This is a genomic window from Paenibacillus sp. EKM211P, assembly GCF_011066175.1.
GTDB lineage: Bacteria > Bacillota > Bacilli > Paenibacillales > Paenibacillaceae > Paenibacillus > Paenibacillus polymyxa.
Genome location: NZ_JAAMNS010000025.1, coordinates 1 through 15,268, shown reverse-complemented (window position 1 = coordinate 15,268; position 15,268 = coordinate 1). Strand labels below are relative to the sequence as shown.

Annotated in this window: 13 protein-coding genes and 1 rRNA gene; all 14 read right to left on the bottom strand. The window is 45.5% G+C overall.

Annotated elements, in window-relative coordinates; all coding sequences use genetic code 11:
* Positions 1-8: 8 nt before the first annotated feature.
* Positions 9-689 (bottom strand): serine O-acetyltransferase, encoded by a 681-nt coding sequence (gene cysE / locus G9G57_RS24285; protein ID WP_013373284.1) that lies wholly within the window; start codon positions 687-689, stop codon positions 9-11.
* 481 nt (positions 690-1,170) lie between these two features.
* Entirely contained in the window at positions 1,171-2,631 is a 1,461-nt protein-coding gene (gltX, locus tag G9G57_RS24280; protein ID WP_017427898.1) for a glutamate--tRNA ligase, read from the bottom strand.
* 39 nt (positions 2,632-2,670) lie between these two features.
* Positions 2,671-3,147 (bottom strand): 2-C-methyl-D-erythritol 2,4-cyclodiphosphate synthase, encoded by a 477-nt coding sequence (ispF, locus tag G9G57_RS24275; protein ID WP_016818638.1) that lies wholly within the window; start codon positions 3,145-3,147, stop codon positions 2,671-2,673.
* Positions 3,144-3,842, bottom strand: a complete 699-nt coding sequence (ispD, locus tag G9G57_RS24270; protein ID WP_107735230.1) for a 2-C-methyl-D-erythritol 4-phosphate cytidylyltransferase — start codon at positions 3,840-3,842, stop codon at positions 3,144-3,146. The genes ispF and ispD overlap by 4 nt, the downstream gene beginning before the upstream one ends.
* Positions 3,843-3,912: 70 nt before the next feature.
* Positions 3,913-4,998, bottom strand: a complete 1,086-nt coding sequence (locus tag G9G57_RS24265; RefSeq protein WP_107735231.1) for a PIN/TRAM domain-containing protein — start codon at positions 4,996-4,998, stop codon at positions 3,913-3,915.
* 190 nt (positions 4,999-5,188) lie between these two features.
* Positions 5,189-5,935, bottom strand: coding sequence for a CDP-diacylglycerol--serine O-phosphatidyltransferase (pssA, locus tag G9G57_RS24260; RefSeq protein WP_016818635.1), 747 nt, complete (start codon positions 5,933-5,935; stop codon positions 5,189-5,191).
* Between the two features lie 54 nt (positions 5,936-5,989).
* Positions 5,990-7,066: a DNA integrity scanning diadenylate cyclase DisA gene (gene disA / locus G9G57_RS24255; protein WP_013312183.1), complete on the bottom strand. Its 1,077-nt coding sequence runs from the start codon at positions 7,064-7,066 to the stop codon at positions 5,990-5,992.
* A gap of 12 nt (positions 7,067-7,078) precedes the next feature.
* A complete protein-coding gene (gene radA / locus G9G57_RS24250; protein WP_013373291.1) occupies positions 7,079-8,452 on the bottom strand; it encodes a DNA repair protein RadA in 1,374 nt (457 codons plus the stop codon).
* Between the two features lie 242 nt (positions 8,453-8,694).
* On the bottom strand, positions 8,695-11,139 hold the full coding sequence (clpC, locus tag G9G57_RS24245; protein WP_016818634.1) for an ATP-dependent protease ATP-binding subunit ClpC: 2,445 nt from the start codon (positions 11,137-11,139) through the stop codon (positions 8,695-8,697).
* A 44-nt stretch (positions 11,140-11,183) separates the two neighbouring features.
* A complete protein-coding gene (locus G9G57_RS24240; RefSeq protein ID WP_013373293.1) occupies positions 11,184-12,248 on the bottom strand; it encodes a protein arginine kinase in 1,065 nt (354 codons plus the stop codon).
* A gap of 29 nt (positions 12,249-12,277) precedes the next feature.
* Entirely contained in the window at positions 12,278-12,802 is a 525-nt protein-coding gene (locus G9G57_RS24235; RefSeq protein ID WP_016818632.1) for a UvrB/UvrC motif-containing protein, read from the bottom strand.
* A gap of 84 nt (positions 12,803-12,886) precedes the next feature.
* On the bottom strand, positions 12,887-13,351 hold the full coding sequence (locus tag G9G57_RS24230) for a CtsR family transcriptional regulator (RefSeq protein ID WP_016818631.1): 465 nt from the start codon (positions 13,349-13,351) through the stop codon (positions 12,887-12,889).
* A 492-nt stretch (positions 13,352-13,843) separates the two neighbouring features.
* Positions 13,844-15,031 carry a GNAT family N-acetyltransferase gene (locus G9G57_RS24225; RefSeq protein ID WP_164965645.1) on the bottom strand — a complete coding sequence of 396 codons (1,188 nt, stop codon included), beginning with the start codon at positions 15,029-15,031 and terminating at the stop codon, positions 13,844-13,846.
* A 162-nt stretch (positions 15,032-15,193) separates the two neighbouring features.
* Positions 15,194-15,268 (bottom strand): 5S ribosomal RNA (gene rrf / locus G9G57_RS26485); the annotation flags it as partial.

Below are 15,268 nucleotides of genomic sequence, written 5' to 3'. Positions count from 1 at the left end.
CATGAAAATTATCCTTGTAATTTATTCTCTTGGGTCACCTGATGTTTCTGAGCAGATTGCTCCTCCTTCAAATCAGACAATTCTGCTCGTAATCGTTCTATTTCCATTTGAAGAGACCGTATGGAATCGACGACCGGGTCAGGCAACTGGTGACTAAGTCGATCTGGACGTCTGCCATCCTGTCTGACCACTCGCCCGGGGATACCCACTACCGTACTGTTTGGCGGAACTTCTTTTAGCACAACCGAGTTGGAGCCAATATTGGATTGCGCCCCAATCGTAAATGAACCCAATATTTTTGCACCGGAGCCTATAACGACATTATTCCCAATGGTGGGGTGGCGCTTCCCTTTCTCTTTTCCAGTTCCTCCAAGAGTAACCCCCTGATACAATACGACATCATCGCCAATTTCACAGGTTTCGCCAATGACAACACCCATGCCGTGGTCAATGAACAGCCGATCTCCGATACGAGCGCCAGGATGAATTTCAATTCCTGTCATAAACCTCGATACCTGGGATATAACACGGGCTAGAGTACACCACTTTCGCAAATAAAACCAATGTGCAATTCGGTGTGCCCAAAGGGCATGAACGCCAGAATACGTAAAAATGACTTCCAGCTTACTCCGGGCGGCCGGATCATTATCCAAAACAGTTTGAATATCGGATTTGAAATGCCTGAACATGTCGCCCTCCTATTCCCTCCATATCCTTGCCGCATCACACTTCACATTTCGCCAATTTTCGTAGTCACCAGCATTCTTCGACAATTTTCAGTCTACAGCGAGTCTGAATCTGATAAAAATGAAAAAGCGCCTCCGCAGCCTAGGCTGCAGAGACGCATATACGTGGTCCCACTCTGCTTCGAACATATCTGCTACAAAAAAAGCAGAAAAGTCCGTCTTTGGCGTCCTGTAACGGGAACGAATCGGCAAGCCCTTGCCACATTAGCATTGTAGGCTAACGAGGGTTCGGGCGCACGGCTCCCAGGCGCATTTCCTCCGCAGGTCATCTAGACGGTTCTCAGCCTGGGGTTTCCCCTCGACCGTCCTCTCTGGCAGATGCCCTTATGCAGTGTACTTCTCCTGTTCGCAGCCTTTACACGTAAGTATCAATCCATATCAATGGAGTCATTATAGCGAAAAGACAACAAATTGACAAGAAATATCAGCCTTTAATTTGTGCCTTAAGACGGTCCAATACCTTGTCACGTCCAAGTAGATAGATGGTCTCGTTCAGATCCCGTCCATGAGTTTGACCTGTAAGGGCCACACGAATCGGCATGAACAGCTGTTTCCCCTTAAAACCAGTTTCCTTTTGGACTTCTTTGATCAGCTTGGCCATTTGTGGAGCCGTAAATTCCTCGCTCGTTTCAACCTTAGCTGCAAAGGCTCTAAGTACATCAGGAACCTGTTCTTCAGCCAGAACAGCCGCCGCATCAGCATCCAACTCCAGATGTGAACGGAAAAACAACTCAGACAACGCCACAATATCAGACGCTGAAGTCATTTGTTCTTGGTATAAGCGGACAAGAGCTTTAGCCCAATCCTGTTGTTCAGCCGATAAATCATTCGGCAACAGTCCTGCTGCCTGCAAATGTGGAATTGCCATACTGGCAATCCGTTCAGGATCAGCTTTTTTAATATAATGATTATTCAAATAAGCAAGCTTGTTTGTATCAAATACAGCTGGGCTTTTGGACAAACGATTAGGATCGAAAATCGAGATTAATTGTTCCCGATCATAGATCTCTTCCTCGCCTTCCGGAGACCAGCCCAACAATGCAATAAAGTTGAATATAGCTTCCGGCAGATAGCCCAGCTTATCGTACTGCTCCATGAACTGAATAATGGATTCATTTCGTTTGCTGAGCTTTTTGTGATCCTCGCCTACGATCAGCGTCATATGACCAAAGCGTGGAGGCTCCCAGCCGAGAGCTTCAAAAATCATCAACTGCCGCGGTGTATTGGATACATGATCCTCACCCCGTAGTACATGCGATATTTTCATCAAATAGTCGTCAACCGCTACAGCGAAGTTATATGTCGGAATACCGTCTTTTTTGACGATAACAAAATCGCCGCTTTCTTTGGAATTGAACGTAATTTGACCTTTAACAATATCATCAAACGTATATTCACGATCTTCTGGTACGCGAAAACGAATACTTGGTACACGGCCCTCTGCTTCAAACGCCTGACACTGTTCTTCTGTTAAATCACGGTGTTTTCCTGAGTAACGTGGTGTCTCCCCACGTTCCATCTGTTCTTCACGCTCGCGTTCAAGTTCTTCTTCCGTGCAATAACAGCGGTATGCCAAACCGCGATCCAGCAAGTCCTGCCAGTATGTTTTGTAGATGTCCAAGCGCTCGGTCTGGCGATAAGGTCCAAACTCGCCGCCCACGTCTATACTTTCATCCCAGTCCATACCCAACCATTTCAAATATTTAAGCTGGCTTTCTTCTCCGCCCTCAATATTGCGCTTCACATCTGTATCTTCAATGCGAATAATAAATTTCCCGCCTTGATTGCGGGCAAACAAATAATTAAATAATGCCGTTCTGGCATTTCCAATATGCAGATGTCCTGTTGGACTTGGTGCATAGCGTACACGAACTTCCGTGCTCATATAATCTCCTCCAAATAGAATTACTCAAGATGATAGCATTTACTTGATTAGACAGACAACCGACTGAGCCGCGATTCCCTCGCTTCGCCCGGTAAACCCGAGTTGCTCCGTCGTCGTCGCCTTGACATTTACCTGTGATGACTCCTCTGCTTCCAGCACCCGGGCGATGATTTCATTCATCTGCGGGATGTACGATGCCATCTTGGGCTTCTGCGCAATAATTGTAGAATCGATGTTCCCCAATCGGTATCCCCGCTCTTTAGCCAGCCCCCACACATGCTCCAGTAGCTTAAGACTATCCGCGTCCTTAAATTCAGGGTCATTATCTGGAAAATGCTTTCCGATGTCTCCCAAGCCAAGCGCACCCAGGATAGCATCGCTAATGGCATGCAGCAGCACGTCTGCATCGGAATGACCCAGTAAACCTTTTTCATACGGAATATTTACTCCTCCGATGATGCATGGCCTTCCTTCCACCAGCTGGTGGACGTCAAATCCTTGCCCCACTCTAATCATTTGATATCCTCTCCCTCTGTCTTTACCCATAACCCCGCCATCTCCAAATCCTCAGGCGTAGTAATTTTGATGTTTTTGTAGCTGCCTTGAACGACAGTAACCGGAATGCCTAGCCGCTCCACCAGCATGGAATCATCTGTCCCTAAAAATCCTGTCTGCTCCGCTTCCTCATAGGCCCGCAGCAGATCGGAAAGACGAAAAGTCTGTGGCGTTTGAATACTCCACAGACTACGGCGATCCGGCGTTGCTGTAATGATACCATCCCCGTTCACTTGCTTGATCGTATCCTTTACAGGTACTGCCGCTACAGAAGCACCAGTACGCTGAGCAGCCTCCAGGCATGAACGTACAAGCTCAGGCTGAATCAATGGCCGCACACCATCATGCACCATCACCCAATCTGTTCGCAAGTGGCGCAAACCGCGATAAACCGAATGCTGGCGTTCACTGCCACCAGCCACCACCCGTACATTTTTACCAATCTTGTATTGATGAATCCAGTCTCTGCAGCGTTCCACATCTCCAGCTCCAGTAACCATCACCATTTCATCCACTTCAGGCATTGCTGCGAATATTTCAAGTGTATGTATGAAGATGGGCTTGTCTCGCAAAAGCAGAAATTGCTTGCTCTCCTGCGTTCCCATACGGGAGCCGCGCCCGGCCGCCACAATCACGACTCCTACCTGATTGTTCATTCAAATAACTCCTGCCCTGATCGCACTTGGACGATCCGTATGATAACACATCTACTTCATCATACCTCGTTTATTGAGCTTTTTCCAATAATTTCGGTTTAGCAAAGATCATACGGCCCGCAGAGGTCTGAAGTACGCTTGTGACCAGTACTTCCATGAGAGAGCCAATATAGTCACGTCCACCCTCCACAACAATCATCGTACCATCATCCAGATAAGCTACACCTTGCCCATGCTCCTTGCCATCTTTGATAATCTGCACCATAATCTCCTCACCGGGCAGTACGACAGGCTTCACTGCATTCGCCAAATCATTAATGTTCAGCACAGACACACCTTGAAGTTCGCATACTTTATTCAGGTTAAAATCATTAGTTACAACTTTACCCTGCAACACCTTTGCAAGCTTAACCAGCTTACTGTCGACCTCTGAAATTTCCTCAAAATCCCCCTCATAGATGAGCACATTCACATCTAGCTCTTTTTGAATTTTATTCAAAATATCCAGACCCCGCCGCCCACGATTACGCTTAAGTAAATCTGAAGAATCTGCGATATGCTGAAGCTCCTCCAACACAAATTCAGGAATCACAATGGTCCCTTCAATAAAACCTGTCTTGCAGATATCCGCAATACGCCCATCTATAATGACGCTGGTGTCCAAAATTTTATGTTCCTCCAGCTTGCGTTCTTCTACATCCGTTCCCCGACCAAAAAAGCCTGAACTCCAAAAGGATGACAACTCGTCCCGTTTTTCTAGCCCAACCATCAACCCCACATATCCACATACCAAGGTAACCGCGGTCTGGATAAGTAAACCAGGTGCTCCTAACCCTGAAAAGAGTGGATAAACTGCCAAGGAAAGGATCAGCCCCACCGCTAAGCCCATGACACCTGCTATCATCTCATTCATCGGAATTCGTACCAAACCTTCAATACCCTGCTGCAATCGATTCGCCACGGACGCCCCTGCGAATGAGCAGCCAACCATAAATACCACCGCTCCCGCTAACATCCAAACAGCCATTCCTGGTAAAGAACCATCACTCAACCATTGTGGCATCCACGTTACTAAGCCTCCTATCCGCTGGTATAACGTATAGCCAAACCACGCGCCGCACAATCCTGTAAAAGTTAAAATAGCCTTTCTCCACATTGAGTCTCTATACCTCCTTTATTTTCTTTTCAATAGTCTGCTATTTATTGGATACATAGCACTTCCCTTACCAGTATGGTCCATTTCCCACATAACTAACCCTGTGTTTTCACTTTTTATGCATAAAAAAAGCATTTATCCCCTTGAATGAATCAAGGAAATAAATGCTTCTTGTAGTTCTTGTCTGACACTAACGTTGCGAATGACGATATTGATCGTCCTGTTCTTCCTGTTTAGAACGATCCCGCTCACGTCCACGTCTGCGTGATAACTTCCGAATGTTCAGCTTCATACCGTACAACGCATAAAGCACCAGTGGTACAAAAATCAGCTTCGACAGCTGATCAGGAAATTTAACAGCTAGAACCACCGCTGCAATTACGACCCACGGAGCAACCCAGATCGCTTTTTTCGGAAGGCCGACCTTTTTGAAATTTGGATATCTCATGGAGCTAACCATCAAATAAGAGACTAGCAACATGGCAATCGACATGTATAACAATGAAATCTCGTTATGGAATAAGGACAACGTGGCTAATACGCCACCTGCTGCCGGAATGGGTAAACCTGTGAAATAACCTGGTACACCGGGACGTACGTTAAATCGAGCCAAACGCAATGCTCCGCACATCGGAAAAATGGCTGTAACCGTCCAAGCCAAAGCCGAATTCGCATCATGAAAAGCAACCATGTACATAATAACTGCGGGAGCAACACCAAAAGATATCATATCTGATAAGGAGTCCAGTTCTTTACCGAATTCGCTCTGGGCATTCAAAGCCCGGGCCATCCTTCCATCCAGTCCGTCCAACAACATGGCGACAATAACCATAATAGCGGCAAGACTGTATTTTCCGTCTACGGCCAATAAAATGGCGATCATTCCGAGAAACAAGTTACCCAAGGTACACATGTTCGGAATTGATTTGGTAATCATCTCTTCACCTCAATGTATGAATTGTTCCATTATAATCCTTTCACTGTATTACATTTACATTTGTCTGTCAATGAAAACTTGTTCCTGTAAACGTTTAAGCCCTTCTTTAATCGTACGTGCACGAACCTCTCCTATACCATCCACTTCATCCAGTTCTTCTATCGTTGCTGTGATGACATGTGGAAAACGTCCAAACCGCTCTACCAGATTATGAATAATCACATTGGGCAAACGAGGTATTTTGTTCAGCACCCGATATCCGCGTGCAGCAATATATTCTTCTGATGTCGCTGCTGAAGAAGGGTAGCCTAATAAACGTACTATATGATTCACATCCAGTAATTCGTCGTCCGTAGAACGTTTGAGTCCCAATATAATTTCACGGATCTTCTCGTCGCTGTCGTCTTTGGCATAATCCTTATACAGCAACCAAGCTTCTTCCTCGATATTACTGACAAGCTCCTCCATCTGCATGCTAATCAGCCTGCCCTCATTCCCGAGCTCGTTAATAAATCGTTTGATCTCCATTTTGATGCGCAGCACCATTTCGATCCGTTGAATGACATTAACGACCTCCGGCATGGTAACCAGTTCTTCGAATTCAGATGCAGTTAAATTCGTTGAGGCTTGCCCCAATACGGATCTATATTTTTCTAACGTCTGAATAGCCTGATTAGCTTTCGTTAAAATAACCCCGATTTCCTTGAGCGCATACCGTAAAGTCCCCTGATACAACGTAATAATATTACGACGCTGGGAAATAGACACAACCAGTTTGCCAGTCTGCTTTGCAACTCGTTCCGCCGTCCGATGCCGAATCCCTGTTTCTATGGACGAAATGGAGGAATCGGGAATCAATTGCGTATTGGCATATAAAATTCGCTTTAAATCCTCACTCAATATGATTGCGCCGTCCATTTTAGCCAGCTCATACAAATAGTTCGGCGAAAAGTCACAATTAATAGAGAAACCGCCATCCACGACTTCCATTACTTCCGGGCTATAGCCAACGACCAGAAGAGCACCCGTTTTGGCACGCAAAACGTTTTCCAATCCGTCGCGAAAGGGAGTTCCCGGTGCCACAAGCCGTAGCAAATCGTTCATTTTATCCAGTTGGCTCGCTTCCTTCATCCTCAATGCCCCCTAATCTAATGCGGCTGCCAGTGCATCTGCCACCGTTCCAACTCCGATAATTTGTATCCCTTTTGGATGTGTCCAGCCCTTCAAGCTTTTCTCGGGCATGATCACCCGTTTGAAACCTAATTTCTCTGCTTCTCGCACTCGCTGTTCTGCTCGGGATACAGCCCGCACCTCGCCTGTCAGTCCTACTTCACCAAAAATCACATCGTACGGCTTGGTAGGAGCATCCCTAAAGCTGGAAGCAATGCTCACCGCTATGGCTAAATCCACCGCTGGTTCATCCAGCTTTACGCCTCCAGCAACATTGAGATAAGCGTCCTGGTTTTGCAAAAACATGCCCATCCGCTTTTCTAGTACGGCAATGATTAATCCCATCCGATGATGGTCAATCCCCGTACCCATTCGGCGTGGAGATGGAAAATGCGTAGCCGCAATGAGTGCTTGCAGTTCAACCAATACAGGTCGGGTTCCCTCCATACTGGCAACGACTGTGGAACCAGCCACCCCCAGTGGCCGTTCGGACAGGAAGAGCTCAGAAGGATTCGCCACCTCACGCAAACCACTTTCGGCCATTTCAAAAATACCAATTTCATTCGTAGAACCGAAACGATTCTTAACCGCACGCAACAGCCGATACGTATGATGGCGCTCTCCTTCAAAATAAAGTACACAATCGACCATATGCTCCAACAAACGCGGACCTGCAATAGCGCCTTCTTTGGTCACATGCCCTACCAGTACTGTAGCAATACCTAATCCCTTGGCAATCCGCATAAATCGTGAAGTACACTCGCGCACCTGAGCTACACTACCAGGCGCACTTGTCACCTCAGGCAAATATACAGTCTGTATCGAGTCGATGACCAAAAACTCCGGCTTCAAGCTGTCCACTGCTTCTTCAATCGTCTCCAAATTCGTCTCACATAATACGTACAGACTGGGAGACAAAGCACCGAGGCGATCTGCACGTAGCTTCGTTTGGCGGACGGATTCCTCACCAGACACGTAGAGTACCTTTAAACCAGTTAAAGCCAGCTCATTAGAGGTTTGCAGCATAAGCGTAGACTTACCGATCCCCGGGTCTCCACCCACCAGAACAAGTGAACCTGGCACCACACCTCCACCGAGTACACGATTTAATTCACCAATTCCCGTCAAAATTCGTGTTTCTTTGCCACTCTCCACTTCAATAATAGGAAGCGGTTTGTCTTTTGTGCTATGAGTAAGAAGGGAAGATCCCATTCCTTGAGTTTTTACAACGCTTTCCGTTTCTTCGACCATGGAATTCCATGCCTGGCATCCAGGACATTTTCCGTACCATTTAGGCGATTCATAGCCACATTCTGTACAGGAAAATTTAGTTTTCACTTTAGCCATACTTTATTCCTTGGCTCCTTCTTGACAACGATGATGTCAATTTTATCTTCACACAGCACCTGAAAGAGCTGTAACAATAAAAGTTTACCATTGAAGCTTGGCGGACGTAAAGCAATATCACAAACTTTCCCAAAGCTTTTACCCTACCCTTTCAAGGTGTTCAATACACAAAAAGGGTGCCTTCGCAATAGCTTTCCAGCCTGCGAGACACCCTTTTCTAATGTTTTATTTACTAAACTGCTTTAGGACTTCGCGGATACATTATCCTTTTTCGTTACTGTCAATGCACCGTTCTCTTCATCAATATAGAGAGAGTCGCCTTTAGAAATGTTTCCAGTCAACAGTTCCTCGGACAGGCGATCTTCAATATGCTTCTGGATTGCACGACGCAATGGACGCGCACCATACGCTGGATCGAAGCCTTCCTTGGCAAGGAAATTCTTAGCCTTGTCTGTCAACTCAAAGTCAACCTCATACTCATTCAGACGCTTACGCAGCTCCTCAGACATGAGTGAAACAATTTCGGCAATATGTTTTTCTTCAAGAGAATGGAACACGATAATTTCATCTATCCGATTCAAGAACTCAGGACGGAAGCTCTTCTTCAGTTCATCCATCACTTTGCCCTTCATGTTATCGTAATCCGCCCCAGCGTCCACAACAGCTGTAAAGCCAAGCGTGGAGTTACGCTTGATCGCCTGTGCACCAACGTTGGATGTTAGGATGATGAGAGTGTTACGGAAGTCAACAACACGTCCTTTGGAATCCGTCAGACGTCCATCCTCCAACACTTGCAGCAGAATATTGAATACTTCCGGGTGTGCTTTTTCAATTTCATCCAGCAACACAACAGAGTAAGGCTTACGACGTACCTTTTCAGTCAGTTGGCCACCTTCTTCATATCCTACGTATCCTGGAGGCGCTCCTACCAAACGGGATGTGGAGTGTTTCTCCATATATTCGGACATATCAATACGGATAACCGCATTTTCATCACCAAACATAGATTCAGCCAAGGCGCGTGCCAGCTCTGTTTTACCAACCCCAGTTGGACCGAGGAAAATAAAGGAGCCAATTGGACGTTTCGGATCTTTCAGACCGGCGCGTGCCCGGCGAATCGCCCGACTTACTGCCTTAACAGCTTCGTCCTGCCCAATCACCCGTTCATGCAACAGTTGCTCCATATTCAGCAAACGATGTGTTTCTTCTTCCTTCAGCTTGCTGACTGGGACACCAGTCCAGATGGCAACAACCTGAGCAATATCCTCTGGTGTAACTTCGGAATCTGTACGCCCCTGTTGTTCTTTCCATTGGTTTTTAGTGACATCCAGCTCTTCACGAATTTTTTGCTCTGTATCGCGCAGCGCAGCTGCCTTTTCAAACTCCTGGCTTTGTACCGCTGAATCTTTTTCCTTACGGATATCCTCCAGACGGTTTTCCAGCTGTTTCAGGTTTGGCGGTACTGTATAGGAATTGAGCCTTACCTTGGAGCCCGCTTCATCAATAAGGTCAATAGCCTTATCCGGTAGGAAGCGATCCGTAATATAACGATCTGACAATCTTACTGCAGCTTCAATAGCCTCATCAGTGATTTTCACACGGTGATGCGCTTCGTAACGGTCGCGCAGACCATACAAGATTTGAATCGCTTCTTCTGGAGAAGGTTGATCCACGGTTATAGGTTGAAAACGACGCTCCAAAGCAGCATCTTTCTCAATATATTTGCGGTATTCATCCAGCGTGGTGGCACCGATACATTGCAGCTCGCCACGTGCCAGAGCAGGTTTCAGGATGTTGGACGCATCAATTGCGCCTTCCGCTCCACCAGCACCAATCAGTGTATGCAGCTCATCAATGAACAATACGATATTTCCAGCTTGACGAATCTCGTCCATAATCTTCTTCAAGCGATCCTCAAATTCACCACGATACTTAGTACCTGCTACTACAGAACCCATATCGAGTGTCATTACGCGTTTGTCGCGCAACGTTTCGGGAATTTCATTCGCTATGATTTTTTGTGCCAATCCTTCGGCAATCGCCGTTTTACCTACCCCAGGTTCACCGATCAAAACAGGGTTGTTCTTTGTACGGCGGCTGAGCACTTGAATAACGCGCTCAATTTCCTTGCTGCGCCCAATAACGGGGTCCAGGTTATTTTCCTTCGCAGAAGCCGTCAGATCGCGTGCCAGACTGTCCAGAGTTGGTGTGCTGACATTAGCTGGAGCACCGTGATGGCTGGAAACCGCCTCGCTGCTACCGAGCAATTGAAGCACTTGCTGACGCGCTTTGTTCAGACTGATACCCAGGTTGTTCAGTACACGTGCTGCTACGCCTTCACCTTCACGAATAAGGCCTAGCAAAATATGCTCGGTACCTACATAGGTATGACCCAATTTACGTGCTTCGTCCATAGACAGCTCAATGACTTTCTTGGCACGTGGAGTATAGGCAATGTTCGTCGGTTGCTCTTGACCGCGTCCAATCAGTGTTTCCACTTCATCCTGGATTTTTTCCAGTCCCAGCCCTAAACCGATTAAGGCTTTCGCTGCTATTCCTTCACCTTCACGAATGAGTCCTAGCAAAATGTGCTCTGTGCCAATGTTGTTGTGTCCCAATCGAACAGCTTCTTCCTGGGCCAAGGCAAGCACTTTCTGTGCACGTTCCGTAAATCTTCCAAACATCATATATCCTGCACCTCCACAGTGTGTATTTCAGTTCATTCTATATATTAAAGGGTTGTGCCTAATTTTTGCCGGATCAGCTTCGCCCGGTACATATCGCGCTCACCGGTATTCATTTTATCCCCAAAGCTTTTTTGTAAAAAGCCGGGTTGCGTCATCACATTAAGCTCATTCATCGCTGCAATGGAAGGACGCTCCAAAATTCCTAAATCTACACCGAGACGTACATCGGACAGCCGCTGTGCAGCCTCCTTGGAATCCAAAACTGCTGCATATGACAAAATACCGAATGAACGCATCACCCGATCTGTAATCCGCAGCATGGATTCATTCATCAATCGTTCTCTGGCAGAACGTTCGTGCTCTATAATTTGCAGCACCACGCCATGTAGATTCTCGATAATTTCCGCTTCGGTTTGTCCCAAGGTAATCTGATTGGATACCTGAAACAAATTCCCAACTGCTTCGCTGCCTTCACCATAAATACCGCGAACTGTAAGACCCACCTGTGAAACAGCGGACAATATACGATTGATTTGATGAGTCATGACCAATGCGGGCAAATGCATCATCACCGAAGCTCTCATACCTGTGCCGACATTCGTCGGGCAACTGGTCAGAAAACCTCTCCGATCATCAAATGCATAATCAACATGCGCTTCAAATGCATCATCAATGACCATAGCACGTTCCCAAGCTTCTCTAACCTGACATCCCGGATATAAGCACTGAATACGCAGATGATCCTCTTCATTTATCATAACACTAACTGATTCATCATCACTAATCAACACAGCACCGTTGCGAGATTCGTTCGCCAAATTAGGACTAATCAAGTGCTTCTCAACCAGTACCTGTTTGTCGATCTCATCCAACTCGGATATTTTCAAGGTATGAAAAGTACCAAAACGACGCAAATCATCATACTGAAGGATATCCGTTAAGCGTTGAAGCACTTCTTCCGACTGCTGGTTGGTAGCAAGCATGGGAAAAGGCAGATGCTGCAAGTTACGCGCAATTCTTACCCGGCTACTAATGACAATCTCCGAATCCGCAGCATCACCACGCATCCAATCACTTAGCGGCTTTTCCGTAAATCGGATATTGGGCATCACGCATTCCCTCCTACTCTTCACAAACTTTACTCTTCAGTCATTTCTTTTTCAAGCTTTCTGATTTGATCCCTAAGCTCAGCAGCTGATTCGAATTCTTCCTGTACAATGTGTTGTTGCATCTCTTTTTTCAAATCATCAATTTGCCGTTTAACCTTTAATCGGCCTCCAGTACGGACCGGAACTTTCCCAACATGACTCGTACTACCATGCACACGCTTGAACAGAGGGTCCAGGCGACTATCAAAATATTGATAGCATGATGGACATCCAAAGCGTCCTAGCTTACTAAACTGTGTATAAGTCATACCGCAATCCTTGCATTGTAGATTTTGGGGAACACTGTGACCTGAAGACTGGCTCTTTGTGCTGGAGTCAAAATCCAACATCCCCGACAACAAGCTATGAATCGAAAAGCCATTAGGTGTTCCAGGGATCATCTCCCCTTTTTCCTTCGCACATGTCTCACAAATATGAAACTCTGTCTTTTCGCCATTCACAATTTTGGTGAAATGCAAAGTTGCCGGCCGCATATTACATTCTTGGCACAGCATAAAAGCACCTCCTTCAACGTCAGGATTTTTACAAATCCCTACATCTGAATTGCAAATCTCTATTCACTGGTTAATGGATACTAGCTATTTGGCCGCCAGCAACGAGATCAGCATAGCCTTAAGCAATCTTGCTCGCAGTTGGTCACGATAGGGAAGCTTCAGCAATAATGTATCTCTTGATAAAGCAGCCTTTATTAGACCCGCTTCCCTTTTACTTAAAAAATGAGCTTCCTCTAACTGATAAATCAATCCTTCTGCTGCCGATTGGCTAATTTCCTCCCCGATGCTCTGATGAAGGTGTGTATGGATCGCATGCTGTGCAGGCAATTGAATTCGCTGAATCCGAATATAACCTCCACCACCGCGTTTACTTTCCACCACATAACCTTTTTCCAGCGTAAACCGGGTACTAATTACATAATTAATTTGCGACGGTACGCAGGAAAAGCGGTCAGCCAGATCATTGCGCTGAATCTCCACTAAGCCTTGGGGACTTTCCAGCAGCATGCTCTTCAAATATTGTTCAATAATGTCGGAAACATTGCGCATTTCATCATCCTCCACTAACGGAAACGCAAGTATTCAAGTACATTTCACGCTCCACAGAGTCCGCCGTATATTGAACTTAACCAAACGGTATAGTCACGAATCTAAGCTGTATTCAGGCTATTGCCTGTTCTACATCCATTGGAATTGTACCGTTTCGTTTCTAGTGTGACCTTTATTTGCGATAAATCATACACTTCTCTTCTGTCCATAAGAAGCAGCTCCTAACTATACGCAAATCATGTCATTATTGTTATACTTCTGTAGATTCACACTGGTTCTAATTGACTTTGACTTTCTTTGACTATATTTGTATTATAGCACATATTTCATTTTTGCCAAGGGGTCAATACCATTTTTCGCAATCTAATTATGTTTTATACCCTAGAACAAAAAAACTCTTCCCATTATGGAAAGAGCTTTGAATAATTATGATATCCCACATCCAATTTGGTTAAAAAGAGTTGAGCATTAAGAATATCTAATTGGCCTTTATCAGAAAAAATCCAATAGGAACGTTCGTTTTGTTGGTATTACACGTTTAAGTGCAGCCACAGACTCACTGCTTCCTTCAATGCGCCCCCAATTAAACAGGTTATCAGCTTGCTGATAGCCAAGCATTAAAGTTGTTAATGACTGAATTCCCAGTTCCAAGTCAGCTACTGTGTCGTTCTCAGATAAATTACTTGTATCCACTCTTGCCAGATGTCCTTGCCCCTCCGTAGTAATCGTTAATCTCCATACTCCTTCATTCCAAGGAGCATACCGATCTGTCAGATGTAAGGTTAAACTTGTCTCCTCTCCAATCTGCTCAAAAGGGTATCTCTCTACAAAAGCAACAGCATCCACAATACGCCCCATAAAATAAGGCACCGTTTCCTGTTGAATTCGCGGATCATCGAGTAAAAAAGGCAGATTGTCATCTGCTGGAACGTAAATAAATTTACCTTGGGTTATCATTGAGTCATGATTTGCAAAATAAGTCCACAAAGCCCGACGTGCCGTCTCATTTTCATATACCAACTCATCACAATTTAACTGTTTATCTTCTATTTTGTATAGTGCATATCCCTGAGGATCGCCTGCATCTGTGTAATATACTACAGTTCGATAATTCTCATTTAAAATCCGTTCCTGCCACCATTCCTTATCTCGTACCAGCGTACCATTGTAACGTGAAACATACGATTGATACACTTGGTCTAGTTCTGAAATATTTTTGATATCCCGTTTGACTATACCTTCTGTTTTAAGTTTAGCAGGGAATTTATCAATTGGAATGACGTATTTTTTGTACTCAGTATACGTTTCCCATCCAAATTTACGATAGAAGGCAAAAGAAAATGGATGCAGAAAAGAAAGGCTTTGTCCTGCGGTCTTCATTTCTTCAAGCGCATGCGTCAACAAACGTGAAACCATACCTCCGCGACGCTTTTCCGGCCACGTTGCCACACCAGCAATGCCTCCCATATCAAAAACCTGACCATGTATGTATACCTGTAGTGGTAGCAAAGTCAGTTTAGCGTTCAAGTCAGGTCCGTCGAAGATCCCCCATGTTTGTTCTGGTTTGAATTTCTTCTTGGCTTTCTCCAGATCCTCCGGGGTCATTGTAAACTGAAAAGCATACTGGGATAATCCTATAGCTGCTTCAAATTCCTCACGTTGTAATTGTCTGATCTCCATAACTTCGTCACCTCGCTCGTATACTTGGACCTTTAAAAAAATACGCACTTAGAGTGTCGCAAAGCCTCTTCCCTCTGTCAACCTTAGAATCAGGTGTCCATCCACAAAATGCATAAAAAAAGGATGATAACCTCACTGAGGGTATCATCCTTTTTCACTTTTGCTTGGCAACGTCCTACTCTCCCAGGACCCTGCGGTCCAAGTACCATCGGCGCTGGAGGGCTTAACGGTCGTGTT

Bases quoted from the DNA above. Each gene is read 5' to 3' on its own strand.
- cysE (WP_013373284.1), bottom strand. From the start codon at position 689: ATGTTCAGGCATTTCAAATCCGATATTCAAACTGTTTTGGATAATGAT.
- gltX (WP_017427898.1), bottom strand. From the start codon at position 2,631: ATGAGCACGGAAGTTCGTGTACGCTATGCACCAAGTCCAACAGGACAT.
- ispF (WP_016818638.1), bottom strand. From the start codon at position 3,147: ATGATTAGAGTGGGGCAAGGATTTGACGTCCACCAGCTGGTGGAAGGA.
- ispD (WP_107735230.1), bottom strand. From the start codon at position 3,842: ATGAACAATCAGGTAGGAGTCGTGATTGTGGCGGCCGGGCGCGGCTCC.
- G9G57_RS24265 (WP_107735231.1), bottom strand. From the start codon at position 4,998: ATGTGGAGAAAGGCTATTTTAACTTTTACAGGATTGTGCGGCGCGTGG.
- pssA (WP_016818635.1), bottom strand. From the start codon at position 5,935: ATGATTACCAAATCAATTCCGAACATGTGTACCTTGGGTAACTTGTTT.
- disA (WP_013312183.1), bottom strand. From the start codon at position 7,066: ATGAAGGAAGCGAGCCAACTGGATAAAATGAACGATTTGCTACGGCTT.
- radA (WP_013373291.1), bottom strand. From the start codon at position 8,452: ATGGCTAAAGTGAAAACTAAATTTTCCTGTACAGAATGTGGCTATGAA.
- clpC (WP_016818634.1), bottom strand. From the start codon at position 11,139: ATGATGTTTGGAAGATTTACGGAACGTGCACAGAAAGTGCTTGCCTTG.
- G9G57_RS24240 (WP_013373293.1), bottom strand. From the start codon at position 12,248: ATGCCCAATATCCGATTTACGGAAAAGCCGCTAAGTGATTGGATGCGT.
- G9G57_RS24235 (WP_016818632.1), bottom strand. From the start codon at position 12,802: ATGCTGTGCCAAGAATGTAATATGCGGCCGGCAACTTTGCATTTCACC.
- G9G57_RS24230 (WP_016818631.1), bottom strand. From the start codon at position 13,351: ATGCGCAATGTTTCCGACATTATTGAACAATATTTGAAGAGCATGCTG.
- G9G57_RS24225 (WP_164965645.1), bottom strand. From the start codon at position 15,031: ATGGAGATCAGACAATTACAACGTGAGGAATTTGAAGCAGCTATAGGA.